15 protein-coding genes are annotated in these 15367 nt (G+C 78.2%); 14 read left to right on the forward strand and 1 reads right to left on the reverse strand.

Features of this window, described 5'->3' with window-relative positions; genetic code table 11:
- The 13 genes from EJA20_RS15855 to EJA20_RS18825 form a co-directional block, all read left to right on the forward strand.
- Window positions 1–1005: ABC transporter ATP-binding protein (locus EJA20_RS15855; protein WP_164984019.1), on the forward strand; the 1005-nt coding region annotated here is incomplete at its 5' end.
- A complete protein-coding gene (locus tag EJA20_RS15860; RefSeq protein ID WP_129339520.1) occupies window positions 1002–1889 on the forward strand; it encodes a LysR family transcriptional regulator in 888 nt (295 codons plus the stop codon). The genes EJA20_RS15855 and EJA20_RS15860, both read left to right, overlap by 4 nt.
- Before the next feature lie 86 nt (window positions 1890–1975).
- Entirely contained in the window at window positions 1976–2854 is an 879-nt protein-coding gene (locus tag EJA20_RS15865) for a sulfurtransferase (RefSeq protein WP_205687544.1), read from the forward strand.
- A 57-nt stretch (window positions 2855–2911) separates the two neighbouring features.
- Window positions 2912–3817, forward strand: a complete 906-nt coding sequence (locus EJA20_RS15870; protein WP_205687543.1) for an alpha/beta hydrolase — start codon at window positions 2912–2914, stop codon at window positions 3815–3817.
- Window positions 3814–5361 (forward strand): FAD-binding oxidoreductase, encoded by a 1548-nt coding sequence (locus tag EJA20_RS15875; RefSeq protein WP_240675568.1) that lies wholly within the window; start codon window positions 3814–3816, stop codon window positions 5359–5361. Before EJA20_RS15870 ends, EJA20_RS15875 begins: the two co-directional genes overlap by 4 nt.
- A 133-nt stretch (window positions 5362–5494) precedes the next feature.
- A complete protein-coding gene (locus EJA20_RS15880; RefSeq protein ID WP_276319552.1) occupies window positions 5495–6253 on the forward strand; it encodes an NADPH-dependent FMN reductase in 759 nt (252 codons plus the stop codon).
- Complete coding sequence (locus EJA20_RS15885; protein WP_129339522.1) at window positions 6250–6795, forward strand: flavin reductase family protein; 546 nt, start codon at window positions 6250–6252, stop codon at window positions 6793–6795. Before EJA20_RS15880 ends, EJA20_RS15885 begins: the two co-directional genes overlap by 4 nt.
- A gap of 205 nt (window positions 6796–7000) precedes the next feature.
- Window positions 7001–8533, forward strand: a complete 1533-nt coding sequence (locus tag EJA20_RS15890) for an APC family permease (RefSeq protein ID WP_129339523.1) — start codon at window positions 7001–7003, stop codon at window positions 8531–8533.
- Between the two features lie 112 nt (window positions 8534–8645).
- The gene (locus EJA20_RS15895; RefSeq protein WP_129339524.1) at window positions 8646–9959 is read left to right on the forward strand and encodes an extracellular solute-binding protein; all 1314 of its coding nucleotides are present in this window, start codon (window positions 8646–8648) and stop codon (window positions 9957–9959) included.
- A complete protein-coding gene (locus tag EJA20_RS15900; RefSeq protein WP_240675569.1) occupies window positions 9956–10918 on the forward strand; it encodes a carbohydrate ABC transporter permease in 963 nt (320 codons plus the stop codon). Before EJA20_RS15895 ends, EJA20_RS15900 begins: the two co-directional genes overlap by 4 nt.
- Window positions 10918–11829 carry a carbohydrate ABC transporter permease gene (locus EJA20_RS15905; protein WP_129339525.1) on the forward strand — a complete coding sequence of 304 codons (912 nt, stop codon included), beginning with the start codon at window positions 10918–10920 and terminating at the stop codon, window positions 11827–11829. The genes EJA20_RS15900 and EJA20_RS15905 overlap by 1 nt, the downstream gene beginning before the upstream one ends.
- Window positions 11830–11857: 28 nt before the next feature.
- Window positions 11858–12907, forward strand: a complete 1050-nt coding sequence (locus tag EJA20_RS15910; protein WP_129339526.1) for a glycoside hydrolase family 43 protein — start codon at window positions 11858–11860, stop codon at window positions 12905–12907.
- Between the two features lie 182 nt (window positions 12908–13089).
- Window positions 13090–13266: a hypothetical protein gene (locus EJA20_RS18825; RefSeq protein WP_164984020.1), complete on the forward strand. Its 177-nt coding sequence runs from the start codon at window positions 13090–13092 to the stop codon at window positions 13264–13266.
- A 37-nt stretch (window positions 13267–13303) separates the two neighbouring features.
- On the opposite strand, the gene EJA20_RS15915 is transcribed toward EJA20_RS18825, so the two are convergent.
- On the reverse strand, window positions 13304–13834 hold the full coding sequence (locus EJA20_RS15915) for a DoxX family protein (RefSeq protein ID WP_420836441.1): 531 nt from the start codon (window positions 13832–13834) through the stop codon (window positions 13304–13306).
- 96 nt (window positions 13835–13930) lie between these two features.
- On the opposite strand from EJA20_RS15915, the gene EJA20_RS15920 reads away from it, so the two are divergent.
- Window positions 13931–15367: TPM domain-containing protein (locus EJA20_RS15920; RefSeq protein WP_164984021.1), on the forward strand; the 1437-nt coding region annotated here is incomplete at its 3' end.

Below are 15367 nucleotides of genomic sequence, written 5' to 3' on the forward strand. Positions count from 1 at the left end.
GCCGCCGGTGCCCCCGCCGCCGGTGCCCCCGCCGCCCCCGGCGGCGGTGTCCCGGGGGCCGGCGCGTCGCCCGCCGCGCTCGTCCCACGCCGCCCGGCGCTGCCCGAGGCCCCGGCCGTGCTGCGGCTGACGGGCGTCCGCGTCGACTTCCCGCAGCCCGGACGGCCGCCGCTGCGCGCCCTCGACGGCGTCGACCTCGCCGTGCCGCGCGGACGGACCCTCGCCCTCGTCGGCGAGTCCGGCTCGGGCAAGACCACCGCGCTGCGCGTGGCCCTGGGCCTGCAGGCGGTCGACGCCGGGCGCGTCGAGCTCGACGGGCAGGACCTCACCGGCGCGTCCTGGCGCACGTGGCGTCCCCTGCGCCGCCGCGTGCAGCTCGTGCACCAGAACCCGTTCGCGGCCCTGGACCCGCGGTTCACCGTCGAGGAGTCCGTGACGGAGCCCCTCGTGTCGTTCCGGGTCGGCACCCGGCGCGGGCGGCGGGAGCGGGCGCGCGAGCTGCTCGACCGCGTGGGCCTGCCCGCCGCGCACCTGTCGCGCCTGCCGGCCGAGCTGTCCGGGGGGCAGCGCCAGCGCGTGGCGATCGCCCGCGCGCTCGCGGTCGGGCCGGAGGTGCTCCTGCTCGACGAGCCCGTGTCGGCCCTGGACGTGTCCGTGCAGGCGCAGGTGCTCGACCTCCTCGTCGGGCTGCAGGACGACCTCGGGGTGTCCTACCTCCTCGTCACGCACGACCTCGGGGTGGTCGCGGAGGTCGCGCACCGCGTGGCGGTGCTGCACCGGGGACGGCTCGTCGAGGAGGGGCCCGTCGGGTCCGTGCTCGCGGCGCCGGCCGACCCGTACACGCAGGGCCTGCTCGCGGCGGTGCCCGGGCGCCGGCACGCGGCCGCGGTCGCGGCGGCGCTCGGCGCGGGGGCGGGTGCCGTCCGGGGCGGGGCGCCCGACGCGGTGCGCGACGAGGTGCCCGACGAGGTGCCCCGTGCCGCGCCCTCCGGGGGTGCGCGATGAGCGAGCCCCTCGACCTGGGCCAGCTGCGCAGCCTCGTGGCGATCGCCGAGTGCGGGGGCGTCGGCCGGGCGGCCGCGTCCCTGCACCTCGCGCAGCCCACGGTGTCCCAGCACGTCCGGGCCCTCGAGCGGCGGCTGAAGCAGACGCTGCTGGAGCGGGACGGCCGGCGCTCGCGGTTCACCGCCGCGGGGGAGCGGGTGCTCGCGGAGGCGCGGCGCCTCCTCGCCGTCCACGACGAGGCGCTGGGCCGGCTCGAGGCGGGCAGCCGCCGGGCCGTGGTCGTCGGGTCGACGGAGACCGCCGCCGAGGGCGTGCTCCCGCAGCTCCTGGCCGCGCTGCGGGACGCCTACCCCGGGCGTCCCGTGCAGTTCTCCATCGACCGGTCCACCGCCATGACCGAGGGCGTCGAGCGCGGCACGATCGACCTGGCCATCCTCCTGGGCTTCACGCCCGACACCGCGGGCCGGCCCGTCGGCACCCTGCCCCTGCGCTGGTACGCCCGCCCCGGGTTCAGGCTGCCCGCCGACGGGACGGTGCCGCTCGTCGCCTACTCCGAGCCCTGCGGGATGCGGCAGCGCGCCCTGGCCGAGCTCGGGGAGGCGGGGCTGCGCGCGCAGCTCGCGGCGGAGTCCACGAGCCTGGAGGGCGTGGTGGCCGCCGCGCGCGCGGGCCTCGGCGTGGCGGTGCTGCCCAGCGCGGGCGCCGTGCCGTCGGGGCTCGTCGCCCGCACGGACCTGCCCCCGCTCGGCCTCATCGGCGTGCACCTGGCCGCCCGGCGCGGCCTCGACCTCGACCTGGAGGCGGCCGCGCTCACCGCCCTGGGCGGCCTCTTCGACCACCTCGGGCCCGAGGCCCGGTCCCTGACCCCGCGGAGGACCCCGTGACGACCACCACCCCGACGACGGCCCCGACGACGGCCCCGAGCACGGCCCCGAGCACGGCCCCGGCCGGCGCCGGGTCGCCCTCGCCCCTGGTCGACCCGCCCACGCTCGCGGCGCTGCTCGCGGGCCCGCGGCCGCCCGTCGTGCTCGACGTGCGCTGGAGCCTCGCGGCGCCCGACGGCCGCGCCGCCCACCGGCAGGCCCGGGTGCCCGGGTCGGTCTACGTGGACCTCGAGACCGAGCTCGCCGGGCACGGGGCCCCCACGGACGGGCGCCACCCGCTCCCGGCGGTCGCCGACCTCCAGGCCGCCGCCCGGCGTTGGGGCGTGCGGACCGGGGACGGCGTCGTCGTCCTCGACGACCTCGGCGGCCGCTCCGCCGCGCGCGCGTGGTGGCTGCTGCGCTGGGCCGGCCTGGCCGAGGTGCGCCTGCTCGACGGCGGCCTCGCGGCCTGGCGCGCCGCGGGCCTGCCGCTCGAGGCGGGGGAGCCGGCCCCGGTGCCGCCGGGCGACGTCGTCCTGCGGTCCGGCGCCCTGCCGACCGTCGACGCCGACGGGGCCGCCGCGCTCGCGGCGCGCGGCGTGCTGCTCGACGCCCGCGCCGGGGCGCGCTACCGCGGGGAGACCGAGCCGGTCGACCCCCGCGCGGGCCACATCCCCGGCGCGCTCAGCGCGCCCACGGACGAGAACCTCGACGCGGACGGGCGCTTCCTGCCCGTGGCCGCCCTCGAGGCCCGCTTCGCGGCGCTGGGCCTGCCGGCGGGCGGCACGGTCGGCGTCTCCTGCGGCTCGGGCGTCACCGCCGCCCACGAGGCGCTGGCCCTCGAGCTCACCGGCCGGCGGCCCGTGCTCTTCCCCGGGTCCTGGTCGGCGTGGTCGAACGACCCCGCCCGCCCCGTCGCCGTGGGCGCCCGGCCCGCCGGCGACCCGGCGCCCGGCGCGACCGTCCCCACCGGGCCCGACGCCTGACCGACCCGGCGCCCGAGGCGACCACCCCACCGACGACGAGACGACCCGGAGACCGCGATGACCCTCACCACCCCGCCCGACGCCGCCCCGCCCACGGCGCCCCACCCCGACGCGACCGCCGGGCCCGACGTGGCGGCGCCGGGCAGCACGCCCGACGCGACGCCCGGCACCGCGCCCGACGGCCGGCCCGTCGCCGCCGCGGCCACCCGCACCTGGACGGAGCCCGAGGGCCTCACGCCCCGCGGCACCGTCGTCGTGCTCGTCGGCCGGGGGGAGACGCCCGAGGTGTACGAGCGCCTCGGCCGCCGCCTCGCCGCGGACGCCTACCGCGTCCTCGCGGTCGACGAGGGCCGGGGCACGCGCGCCACCGTCGAGGCGCTGCTCGCCGACGCGGACCTGCCGTCGCCGCGGGTGCTGCTCGGCTCGGACGCGGGCGCCCTCACCGCCGTGACCGTGGCGCGCTCCGCGCGGCCGGGGCCGGACGCGCTCGTGCTCGCCGGGCTCCCGACCCGCGACGAGGCCGAGCCCAGCCCCTTCGGCGGCACGTGGGAGCGCGAGGTCGAGGCCCGCACGGCCTGCCCGAACCACCGGGCCGTGCTCGGCCGCGCCGCCCGCAGCTCCCTGGCCGGGTCCCTGCTGGCGACCGCCGCCACGGGCCTGCTGAGCCCCTCGCGGGCGGCCCGCGCCGACCTGGACCTGCCCGTCCTCGCCGTGCACGGGGCGGCCGACGCCATCAGCCCGGTGGTCGACGCCGTGCCGGTCTACCGGGCGCTCGGCGCCCTCGAGGTCGTCGTCGTCGAGGACGGGCTGCACGACGTCCTCAACGACGTGCAGCACCGGACCGTCGCCGCGACCGTCGTGCTGTTCCTCGAGCGCCTGCGCCTGCGGCGGGCGCAGGGCCGGCCGGCCGACGAGGTGCCCGCGCCCCTCACGCGGGACGCGCTGCGCGGGTCGGCCGCGTGACGCGCGCGGCCGGGCCGACCGGGCACCTCGCCGCCGTCGCCGTCGCCGACGCCGCGCTCGGCGCCGTCACCCTCGCGGGCACGGTGACGGACCGCGGGGCGGCGGCGGCGCCCGTGGCCCCGGTGGCGGACGCCGCCGCCGCGGCACCCGCCGGCACGGACGGAGGCCTGGCCGCGCCCGGGCGCGCCCCCGTGCCGGCGGCGGCCCTGGCGGAGCTCGCCGACGCCGTGGCGTCCGTCCGCACGGACGCCACGGCCCGGGACGCCGCCCGCACGGACCGCTCCGGGTGGTCCGCCGGGGGCGCGCCCGACGCCGTGGTCCGGGCCACGTCCGTCGACGACGTGGTGGCGACGCTGCGGTGGGCGCACGCGCACCGCGTGCCGGTCGTGCCGCGCGGCGCCGGGTCGGGGCTGGCCGGCGGGGCGGCGGCGGGGCCGGGCCAGGTCGTGCTCGACGTGTCCGGGCTCGACCGCGTCCTGGCGGTCCGGCCGGAGGACGGCGTGGCCGTCGTCGAGCCGGGGGTCGTCACGGCGGACCTCGACCGCGCGGCCCGCGCCCACGGCCTGCGGTACGCGCCCGACCCCGGCAGCGTCGAGCTGTCGACGATCGGCGGCAACATCGCGACGAACGCGGGGGGCCTGCGCTGCGTGAAGTACGGCGTCACGCGCGACGCGGTGCTCGCCCTCGACGTGGTGCTGGCGGACGGCTCGCTCCTGCGCACGGGCGCCGCCACGCTCAAGGGCGTCACGGGGTACGACCTCACGTCGCTGTTCGTCGGCTCCGAGGGCACCCTCGGCGTCGTCGTGCGCGCGACGCTGCGCCTCACGCCCGTCCCCGTGGCCACCGCGACCGTGGTCGCGTCCTTCGCCGAGGTCGGGGACGCGGCGGCCGCGGCCACCGCCGTCACCGCCGCGGGCGTCCGGCCGTCCACGCTCGAGCTGCTCGACGCCGCCACGCTCGCGGCCGTCGACGCCGCCCAGGGCACGGACCTCGGCGCCCGCGGGGGAGCGCTGCTCCTCGTGCAGACCGACGGTTTCGCGGCCGCCGCGGAGGCCGAGGTCGTCGCCGGCGTGCTGGGCGCGACGGCCACGCACCTGGAGAGGACCGCGGACCCGGAGCGCGGCGCCGCGCTCGTCGCCGCCCGGCGCCTGGCGCTGCCGTCCATCGAGCGGCACGGCACCGTCCTCATCGAGGACGTCGCGGTGCCGCGGTCGGCGCTGGCCGACGCCGTCCGGGGCATCGCCGCCGTCAGCGCGCGCACGGGGGTGCGCGTCTTCACGCTCGCCCACGCCGGCGACGGCAACCTGCACCCCGTCGTCCTCACCGACGACGGCGTGGTCACCCCGCGCGTGCAGAGGACGCTCGACGCGATCGTCGCGCTCGCGCTCGACCTCGGCGGCACGCTCACCGGCGAGCACGGCGTCGGGGCGCTCAAGCGGCCGTGGCTCGACGACGAGCTCGACCCCGTCGCCCGTGCCGCCCACCGCGCGGTGAAGGCCGCCCTCGACCCGCTGGGCCTGCTCAACCCCGGCAAGGCGATCTGACGTGGACCGCCGGAGGGCCGGCGCGCGGCCGGCGGTCGTCGACGGCACCGACGCGGGGCGCGCGGGAACCCGTCGATGTCCCGGCGCCGCGCCCGTCACCCGCCGCCCGACCCATCACCCCTGAGGACCCACCGTGACCACCACCCCGACCCTCGTGCCCGCCCCGGCGGCCCCGTCCGCCCCCGGCGTGGCGTCCGCGTCCGCCCCCGCGGGCCCGCCCCCCACGGCCCCCGACCCGACCCAAGGACCTGTCGGCGGCCCCGCTGGCGACGCGCCACGGGTCGTCGTGCTCGTCGGGAACCCGCGGCCGGCGTCCCGCACCGCCGGCGCCGGGCGCGCGCTCGGGCGCCGCGTGCGAGCGGGGCTGGCCGACGGCACGGGCGCGGCCGACGCCGGGGCCACCCCCGGCGCCGGGCACGCGGGTGACGTCGGTGTCGTCGACCTCGCGACGATCGGGGCCGAGCTCCTGGCGCCGGAGCACCCCCGGGCCGACGTCGCGCTCGCCGCCGTGGCCGCCGCGGACGTGCTCGTCGTGGCCACCCCCGTGCACAAGGCGTCGATCCCCGGCCTCCTCAAGGCGTTCCTCGACCTCTACGGCCCCGACGGGCTGGCCGGGGTCGTCGCGGTGCCGCTCGTCGTGCCCGGCGACGGGACGCACGCGCTCGTCGGCGAGGTGCACCTGCGCCCCGTGCTCGTCGAGCTCGGCGCCGTCGTCCCCGCCGCGTCCCTCGTCGTGCCGGCGGGGGCGCTGGCCGATCTCGACGCGCACGTCGAGACCTGGTGGCGGCGGTGGGGCGGTGCCGTGCGGCGGGCGGTCCCGGCCGCGCCCGCCGCGGCGCCGGTCGACGCCGTCCCGTCCGCCGCCCCGTCCACGACGGCGGTGGCCCGGTGACCGCCGCGTCGTTCGCCGAGCTGGAGGCGCAGCTGGCGGAGCAGGACGAGCCGCAGCTGACCCCCGACGAGTACAAGACCGTCTTCCGGCAGCACGCGGCGGGCGTCGCCGTGGTGACGCTCGTCGGCCCGGAGGGCCCCGTCGGCTTCACGGCCACGTCCGTCATCTCCGTCTCGGCCGCGCCGCCGCTCCTGGCGTTCTCCGTCGACTCGGCGTCGTCCTCCTGGCCGGCGCTGTCGGGGGCGGCCACGCTCGTCGTGAACTTCCTCGCGGAGGACCAGGCCGACGTCTCGGCGCGGTTCGCCACCCGTGGCGTCGACCGCTTCGCCGGCGTGGCCTGGTCGACGCTGGCCTCGGGCGAGCCCGTGCTCCACGGCACGCAGGCGTGGGTGCGGGGCCGGGTGCTCCAGCGGGTGCCCGTCGGCACGAGCCACCTCGTCTCGCTCCGGGCCCTCGCGCACGGCGCCCGCCCCGACGCGGCGCCGCTGGTGTACCGCGACCGGGCCTACCACCGCCTGGAGGGCCTCGCCGGAGGCGTCTGAGCCGACGGCTCCCAGGGGAGGAGCGCGCCGAACGTCCCCCCGGCGGCACGGGCGGCACCGGTGGCACGGGCCACGGCGGCCGGCGCCGGGCCGCTCCGCGCGCGCAGGTCGCGCGGGTCGCGGTGCAGGTGGACACTCGCCCCACCTGCACCGCCCCGCGCCCCCTCGTCGGCCCGCCGGCGACGACCCGCCCCGGAGGTCCGACGTGCCGCAGCCCGCCGCGCAGCCCGCTCCCGCGTCCGACCCCGCCGCCGCGGACGGGGGACCCGGGGGGCCCGGCGAGGGCACACCGCTCCACCGCACCCTCGGGCGCAAGGTCCTCGTCCTCTTCGTCGTCGGCGACATCCTCGGCGCCGGCATCTACTCCCTCACGGGCAAGGTGGCGGGCGAGGTCGGCGGCGCGGTGTGGGTGCCCTTCCTCGTCGCGTTCGCGCTCGCGGCGCTCACCGCCGCCTCCTACGTCGAGCTCGTCGGGAGGTACCCGCACGCCGCGGGCGCCGCCCTGTACGCGCAGCGGGCGTTCCGCCGGCCCTTCGTCACGTTCCTCGTCGCCTTCACCGTCCTCATGTCGGGCATCACGAGCGCCTCCGCGGCGGCGCGCGCCTTCGGCGGCGACTACCTCGCCGAGTTCGTCAGCGTGCCGACCCTCGTCGCCGCGTGGGCGTTCCTCGGGCTCGTGACGCTGGTGAACCTCGTCGGGATCTCCGAGTCCGTCAAGGTCAACGTGGTGCTCACGGTCGTGGAGGCGTCCGGGCTCCTCGTCATCATCGTCATCGGGCTCGTCTCGCTCGCCCGCGGCGAGGGCGACCTGGACCGGGCGCTGACGCTCGACCCGCCCTCGGGGGGCGTCGGGCTGGCGGTGCTCGCGGGCACCGCGCTCGCGTTCTACGCGCTCCTGGGGTTCGAGGACTCGGTGAACCTGGCCGAGGAGGCCCGCGACCCGCGCCGGGACTTCCCCCGGGCGGTGTTCGGCGGCCTGGCGGTCACCGGCCTGATCTACCTCGCGGTCGCGTTCACCTCGGCGATGCTCGTCGACACGCAGACGCTCGTGGAGTCCGACGGCCCGCTCCTGGAGGTCGTGCGCGTCGCGGGGCTGGCGTTCCCGACGTGGCTGTTCGCGGCGATCGCGCTGCTGGCCGTCGGCAACACCGCCCTCATCAACATGCTCATGGCCTCGCGCGTCGTGTACGGGATGGCGCGCGAGGGCATCGTGCCCGCGGTCCTCGGCCGGGTCGGGCGCCGCCGGACGCCGTTCGTGGCCGTCGCCTTCACCGTGGCGATCGCCCTCACCCTCGTGAGCACCGGCGACCTCGAGGGGCTCGCGGACACCACCGTGCTCCTCCTGCTGCTCGTGTTCGCCACCGTCAACGTCTGCGCCCTCGTCCTGCGGCGCCGGGACCGCGACGGCACCGGCACCGGCACCGGCACCGGCACCGGCACCGGCGACGACGTCCGGCCCGACGACCCGCGGGGCGGCCGGCGCGAGGACCGCGACGGCGGCGCCCCTCCCGGACCCGTGTTCCGCGCGCCGACGGTCGTCCCGGTGCTGGGCGCGGTCGTGAGCCTCGTCCTCGCCAGCCCGCTGGCCGGCCGCGACGCCGACGTCTACGCCCGCGCGGGCGTGCTGCTCGCCGTGGGGGTGGTGCTCTACCTGGTCAACCGGCTCGTGGCGGCGCGCGGGACGGGCGCCGCCGCGGCCGCCCCCGGCGGGCGGGGCCCGGACGTGCCGGCGCCCTGACCGATCGGCCGGGACGGCACCGACGCAGCGGTCGGCGCCCGCCCCGGCTTGACAGGACCGCCCACGTCGCGGGAGGTTCTACAACGTTGGAAAAGCGAGAGAGAGGTCGCATATGGACCGGTACGCGATGTCGCGTCGCGGGTTCCTGCGCGCCGCCGTGGTGGCGGGGGGTGCAGCTGGCGTCGCCTCCGTCGCGGGCTGCGGCTCCCTGCCGGGCGCGTCGGGCGGGGTGCCGCTGGACTACTGGAACTTCTTCACGGGCGGTGACGGCGAGCGCATGGTGGGGCTCGTCGACGCGTTCCGCGCCGAGGCGCCGGGGGTGGCCGTCACGGCGACGACCCTGGCCTGGGGCGCCCCGTACTACACGAAGCTCGCGATGGCCTGCGCCGGGGGACGCGCCCCCGACCTCGCCACGCTGCACGCGTCGCGGCTGGCGACGTTCGGCGCCGAGCTCGTCGACGAGTGGGACCTGGCCGAGCTCGAGGCCCGCGGCGTGACGACGGACCAGTTCCCGGCGCCCGTCGTCGAGAGCGTGACGATCGACGGGCGGCTCATGGCGCTGCCGCTGGACACCCACCCCCTCGTCCTCTTCTACAACACGGACATCTGCGGCCGGGCGGGCCTGCTGGCCGACGACGGCACGCTCGCCCCGATCCAGGGCGCGGAGGCGTTCCTCGACGCCGGCCGCCGGGCCGCCGAGATCGCGGAGGGGCCGGGGATCGCGTTCGGCGCCGCGGACGCGCTCGCGAACTGGATGCTGTTCTGGTCGGTCTTCCGCCAGCTCGGGGGCACCGTCGAGCTGCCGCCGGGCGGCCCGGCCGAGGTCGACCGCGACGCCGTGGTCGAGGCGATGGCCTTCATGCAGACGATGTGCGACGGCACGATCGCCTCCAAGACCCTCGACGGCCCGGCCGCCCCGGCGACCTTCGCCAGCGGCCAGGCGGGCTTCCTGCTCATCGGCCCGTGGGAGGTCGTGACCGCCGAGAACACCGGCGTGCCCTTCTCCATGACGCAGTTCCCCGCGGTCTTCGGGGACACCCCGTACGTGCGCGCCGACAGCCACAGCCTCGTGCTGCCGCGCCAGTCCCGGGTCGACCCCGACGCCCGCGCCGCCGCGTACGACATGGCCGTGTCCATGCTCAAGAACTCGCTCGACTGGGCGCGCGGCGGGCACATCCCCGCCCTGTCCTCGGTGGCCGAGAGCCCCGAGTACCTCGCGCTGCAGCCGCAGTCCAACTACCGGGGGGCCGCCGACGTGGTGGAGTTCGACCCGAGCGCCTACTTCTCGGGGTCGGGCTCGACCCTCATGTCGCGCGCCGGCCAGACGTTGCAGGGCATCACCTCGGGGGCGCTGACGCCCGACGCGGGGGCGGACGACCTCATCGGCTGGCTCGACGAGCAGCTCACCCTCGGGAGCCCGGTGTGAGCGCCGTCGGCAGCGCCCAGAACGCGCCCGGGCAGGGCGGGCCCGCGGTCCTCGGCGCCGGCACCTCCGGCGCGGCGCCCCGTCGCCGCAGCCTGACGTCCGGCCGCGGCGGCCTGTGGTTCGTCCTGCCCTTCATGGTCGTCTACGCGGCCTTCCTGCTGTGGCCGCTGGTCTACGGGCTCGGCATGAGCTTCTTCGACACGAGCCTCATCTCCTCCTCGCAGAGCTTCGTCGGCCTGGACAACTACCGGCAGCTGCTCGACGACCCGCAGGTGTGGCGCACGCTCGGCATCACGCTGCTGTTCACGGTGCTCAGCACGGTGCCGCTCGTGCTCGTCGCGCTCGTCATGGCCCTGCTGGTGCACACGGGCACCCGCGGCCAGTGGTTCTGGCGGTTCGCCTACTTCGCGCCCTTCCTGCTGCCCGTCTCCACCGTCGTGCTCATCTGGCAGTGGCTGTTCCAGGGCGACTTCGGCCTGCTCAACGCCGTCCTCGGGTGGTTCGGCATCGGCAAGGTCGGCTGGACCACCGACCCGGACCTGGCGCTGTGGTCGACGATCCTGCTCACCGTCTGGTGGACGGTCGGCTTCAACTTCCTGCTGTACCTGTCCGCGCTCCAGGCGATCCCGGCCACGGTGTACGAGGCCGCGGCGCTCGACGGCGCGGGCGGCTGGCGGCGGACGCTGTCCATCACGCTGCCGCTGCTGAAGGTGACGACGGGCCTCGTCGTCGTGCTGCAGGTGCTCGCCTCGCTCAAGCTGTTCGACCAGGCGTACATCCTCTTCGGCGGCTCGGGCGGCCCCGGCGGCAACGCGGCGCCGATCCTCCAGTACGTCTACGACACGGGCTTCGTGAACTACCGGCTGGGCTACGCCTCGGCGATCTCCTACGCGTTCTTCCTCGTCATCATCGTCATCGCCCTGCTCCAGACGCGGCTGACGTCCCGGAAGGAGTCCTGATGGCCACGGCGACCACGACCGCCCCCCGTCCGCTCCGCGCGCGGCGCGCCGGCCGTCCCGAGGACGGCGGCATCGCCGGCGTCCGCTCCCCGCTGTGGGTGCGGGTCGCCCTGGCGACCGCCCTGGGCGTGCTGGCCGTGCTCTGGCTGGCGCCCCTGGCGTGGGCCCTCATCACCTCCCTGAAGCAGGAGGCGGAGACCACGGCCGTCCCGCTCGAGGTCGTGCCGGCGAGCGGCTTCACCCTGCAGGCCTACGCCTCGGTGCTGAGCAACGACAACATCCTCACGTGGTTCCTCAACAGCACGGTCGTGGCGGTGCTCGTCACCGTCCTCACCGTCGCGCTGTCGGCGGCGGCCGCCTACGGGTTCTCGCGCACGCAGTTCCGCGGCCGCGGCGTGCTGTTCGCGCTGGTGCTCGCCGGGATCATGGTGCCGCCGCAGATCCTCGTCGTGCCGCTCTACCGGCAGATGCTCGCGTGGGGGATGGCCGACACGATGGCGGGGATCGTCCTGCCGCAGCTCGTCGCCCCCGCGATGGTCTTCATCCTCAAGAAGTTCTTCGACGGGGTGCCGCGGGAGCTGGAGGAGGCCGCCCGCATGGACGGCGCGGGGTCGCTGCGCGTGTTCCTGCAGGTGGTCGTCCCGCTCTCGCGGTCGATCCTCGCGGCCGTGGCGATCTTCGTGTTCATCGGCGCGTGGAACAACTTCCTGTGGCCGTTCATCATCACCTCCGACCCCGGGCTCATGACGCTGCCCGTCGGGCTCGTGCAGGTGCAGAGCTCCTTCGGCATCCGGTACGCCCAGGTGATGGCCTCGGCCATCCTCGCCGGGCTGCCGCTGGTCGTGGTGTTCATGCTCTTCCAGCGGCAGATCATCCGCGGCGTGGCGACGACGGGGCTGGGCGGGGCCTGAGGCCCGGCCCGAGAGCGAGAGGACTTCCGTGACGCAGGCCCTTCCCCCCAACCCGATCGTGCTCCAGCGCGCCGACCCCTGGGTCGTGCGGCACGACGGGCGGTACTGGTTCACCGGCTCGCACCCGCTCTACGACCGCGTCGTGCTGCGCGGCGCGGAGCGGCTGGAGGACCTGCAGGCGGCGGAGGAGGTGACGATCTGGCGCCGGCACGACGAGGGCCCCATGTCGCACCTGATCTGGGCGCCGGAGCTCCACCGCGTCGGCGGCGCCTGGTACGTGTACCTCGCGGCAGCGCCCCACGACCACGGGACCGTCGACGCGCCGGGGGCGAACGAGACCTTCGCCCACCGGGTCTTCGTGCTGGAGAACACCGCCGACGACCCGACGACCGGCACCTGGGTCGAGCGCGGGCAGGTCGACACGGGGTGGGAGTCGTTCGCGCTCGACGCGACGAGCCTGGTCCACCGGGGAGAGCAGTACCTCGTGTGGGCCCAGCAGGACCTGGGCTCGACGGACCACTCGCACCTGTACATCGCGCGCATGGCGGACCCGTGGACGCTCGCCACGCCCGCGGTGCGGCTGAGCCGTCCGGAGCACGCCTGGGAGCGGCGCGGGTTCGCCGTGAACGAGGGGCCGGCCCTGCTCGTGCGGGACGGGACGGTCTTCCTCACCTACTCCGGCGCCGCGACGGGGATCGACTACGCGATGGGCCTGCTGACGGCCGACGCCGACGCGGACCTCCTCGACCCCGCGTCGTGGACGAAGCACCCGGAGCCCGTCGTCGCGTCCTCGCCCGAGAACGGCCAGTACGGCCCCGGGCACAACTCGTTCACCTGGACGCCGGAGGGCGAGACGGTGCTCGTGTACCACGCACGCACCTACACGCACCTCGTCGGGGACCCGCTCCGGGAGCCGAACCGGCACGCGCGGGCGCAGGTGCTGCCGTTCGTCGACGGGCGGCCCGTGTGGGGCCCGCCGCTGCCCGACACCCGCCCCGTCCCGACCTCCACCGACGTGCTCACGCCCGACGGGACCGCGGTCGAGGTGCCCGCCGAGGTCGTGGCGCGCTCCGCCTGACCGCGGTCCGCGCGGGACGGCGGAGGGGCGGCCGCGGCCGCCCCGGGTCGACGACGAGGGCTCACCCCCACGGGTGAACCCTCAGGGCCGTCCGGGTGGTGCGGGGCCGATGCGCGGCGGTCGGGCCCCCGCACGGCCGACGGGAGGGGGGACGGGCCGCCGGCCCGGGACGGAGGGTCGCCGTGACCATCGCCAGCATGGCCTCGGGTGCGCTCGGGATGCGGTTCGTCGTGGCCGGGCACGTGGCCGCGGGGGACCTCGAGGCGCCCGCCCCCACGTCCGGCGCGTCCGGCGCGCCCGCGACCGACCTCGCCTCGCTCGACCCGGCCCTCGGCCGGCTGCTGGACGCGCTCGCCTGATCCTCGCCGGCCGCCGCGCTCCGGGCGTGGCGCCCCGTCAGGTCGCGTCGCGGCGCGGCCCTGTGGGCTCGCCGCCGGCCGGGTGCCCGGTGCCGCCCGGGACGGCGCGGGACGGGCCGGACGCGTCCGGGTTCCCGGCGGCGCCGGGGCCGCGGCGGCGCAGCGCGCGCAGGCCTCCCGTCGCGGCCAGCGCCCACGCGACGAGCAGGGGCTGGAACGGCAGGCGGACCGCACGGCGCGTGTCCGTGTCGAGCCCGAACGCGTCGCGGCCCTCGACGAGCTGCGCCACGTTGCCCGGGAGGACGGCGACGAAGAACGCGGCCGTGAGCAGCCCGACGCGCTCGCGGGCGGGCCGCCGCCACGCGGTGAGCAGCGCCGCGCCGAGACCGAGCTCGACGACCCCCGACGCCACGACGACGAGGTCCGGGTCGAGCGGGAGCCACGGCGGCACCTGCGCCCGGAACTCCCGGCGCAGGGTCGTCAGGTGCCCGGTGCCCGCGGCCAGGAGCACGGCGCCGAGCGCGACCTGCGCCGCGGCGCGGACGACGGCCCCGGGCGACGGGCTCATGGGATCCTCCCTCATGCGGCGCCGCACCGGCGCCGACGCCAGTGTGCCCCCCCGGGGTGCACGGCGGCCCGCCCGTGCCGTCCCGCAGGAGCACCCGTGGACCTCGCGCCCCGACCCGCCGACCGACGGGCCCGGCCCCGCCCCCGGACCTGGCCCCGCCCCCGGACCTGGCCCCGCCCCCGGACCTGGCCCCGCCCGCCGGCCCTGCGCGCCGCGCTGCTCGTCGTCCCGGCCGCCGCGCTGGCGGTGCTGCTGCCCGGCGCAGGGGCGCAGGCGGAGCCGCCGCAGGCGCTGCCCTCGGGCGTGACGGACAGCGCGGGCGTCCTCGACGCCGCCGACGTCGCCCGCGTCGAGGCGGCGGCCGACGCCCTCGCCGACGCCACGCCGTACCAGCTCTTCGTGGTCTACGTGGAGTCCTTCGACGGGCAGCCGGCCCGGGAGTGGGCGGACGCCACCGCGGAGCTGTCGAGCCTGGGCCGCGACGACGTGCTGCTGGCCGTCGCCGTCGAGGACCGGCAGTACCGGGTGTCGGTCGCGGACGACATCGCGCTCACCGACGCCCAGCTGACGGACGTGGAGCAGGACCGCATCGAGCCCGCGCTCGCCGAGGACGACTGGGCGGGCGCCGCGGTCGGGGCGGCGGAGGGCTACCGCGCGACCGTCGGCGCCGGCGGGCGGGCGCTGGGCACCGGGGCGGCGGTGGCCGGGGGGATCGTGGCGCTCGCGGCCGGCGGCCTCGCGGCACGCCGCGCGTCCCGGCGCCGCCGCCAGCGGGCGGAGGTGGCGGCGACGCTGGCCGAGCTCGAGACGCGGGCGGGGGCGGCGCTCGTCGCGGTCGACGACGCCGTGGCGGCCAGCGCGCAGGAGGCCGGGTTCGCCGAGGCGCAGTTCGGGCCGGCCGCCGCGGCGCCGTTCGTCGCGACCGTCGCCGGGGCACGTGCCACGCTCGCCCGGGCCTTCGCCGCGCGGCAGCGTCTCGACGACGCGGAGCCCGAGTCCGACGACGAGCGCCGCCGACTGCTCGAGGAGGTCCTCGCCGCCTGCGCGGAGGCCGACGCCGCGCTCGACGCCCGCACGGAGGAGTTCGCGCGGCTCCGCGACGCCCACGAGCGTGCGCCGCAGGACCTGGCGGCCACCGCGGCCGCGCTCGAGGCGGCGGGGGCGCGGGTCGACGCGGCGCGGGCGCTCCTGGCGACCCTCGCCCTGCGGTACGCCCCCGCCGCCCTGGCGCCGGTCGAGGCGCACCCCGACGCGGCGCGGGCGCTGCTCGACGAGGGTCGGGTCGTCGCCGCGCGCGGCACGGGGACGCTGGCGACCGACCGGGCGGCGTCCGTGGCCGACCTCGGCGCGGCCCGCGACGCGCTGGCCCGCGCGACGGCCCTGCTCGACGCGGTGGACGCCGCGGCCGCCGCGCTGGACGCGGGACCGGCGCGCCTGGCCGAGGCCGTGCGGGACGTGGGGGCCGACCTCGCCGACGCGGACCGCCTCGGCGCCGGGGACGCGACCGTCGCCGCCGCCGCCGCGGAGGCCGCC

Source organism: Cellulomonas endophytica, from assembly GCF_004123805.1.
Taxonomy (GTDB): Bacteria; Actinomycetota; Actinomycetes; order Actinomycetales; family Cellulomonadaceae; genus Cellulomonas; species Cellulomonas endophytica.